The organism is Peribacillus muralis (assembly GCF_001439925.1).
GTDB lineage: Bacteria > Bacillota > Bacilli > Bacillales > DSM-1321 > Peribacillus > Peribacillus muralis.
This window is the reverse complement of the sequence record NZ_LMBV01000054.1, coordinates 4,487-5,317: the sequence shown is the minus strand read 5'-3', so window position 1 is coordinate 5,317 and position 831 is coordinate 4,487. Positions and strand designations below refer to the sequence as shown.

3 pseudogenes are annotated in these 831 nt (G+C 37.7%); all 3 read left to right on the top strand.

The features are described 5' to 3' along the window. Positions 1-154 precede the first annotated feature (154 nt). Positions 155-315: pseudogene (locus ASU00_RS26560) on the top strand (IS5/IS1182 family transposase); the annotation flags it as partial. A 1-nt stretch (position 316) separates the two neighbouring features. Beyond that, positions 317-476: pseudogene (locus tag ASU00_RS26555) on the top strand (transposase); the annotation flags it as partial. Between the two features lies 1 nt (position 477). Next, positions 478-719, top strand: a pseudogene (locus tag ASU00_RS26550) (IS5/IS1182 family transposase); the annotation flags it as partial. Positions 720-831 lie beyond the last annotated feature (112 nt).

The window sequence follows — 831 nt, the reverse complement described above, 5'->3', positions numbered from 1 at the left end:
CTTTCAGCCTGTGGGGTCTCCCGTGACTCGCATTTCCCGCAGGAGTCTCGTACCTTCCGTTCCAATCAACTTTGTTTTAACTTTTAGATAGAACACTTTTGCTTAGAGTGATTTTTGTTTTAAAATAGAGATATTAAAACTTGAGGTGATGAGGATGCTTTCTAAACATGATTCTATTCAGCGAGATCAACTTGAAATGATTACGTTAGATCAACTGGTGCCACCGAACCATTTGGTTCGTAAAATGGAGGCTGCCATTGACTTCACTTTCATTTATGACTTGGTGAAAGAAATGTATTCAGAGGTAGGACGCCCNAAGTATTGATCCAGTTATTTTAGTTAAACTGACATTCATTCAATATACCTTCGGTATTCGTTCCATGCGTAAAACGATTGAAGAAGTTGAAACCAATATGGCTTACCGTTGGTTTTTAGGCTATGGTTTCCATGATAAAATACCTCACTTCTCTACGTTCNGGGAAAAATTATGAGCGACGCTTTAAAGATACAGACCTGTTTGAACAGATTTTCTATCGCATCTTAATGGCAGCTGCTAATAAAAAGTTAATAAGTGCTGAACACGTTTTCGTGGATTCCACACATGTGAAAGCCAGTGCGAATAAACGGAAATTTGAAAAGAAAATCGTTCGAAAAGAAACACGAGCGTATCAAGGACGTCTTCAAGAAGAAATTAATCAAGATCGTGAAAACCATGGAAANGGGAAAAATTATGAGCGACGCTTTAAAGATACAGACCTGTTTGAACAGATTTTCTATCGCATCTTAATGACAGCTGCTAATAAAAAGTTAATAAGTGCTGAACACGTTTTC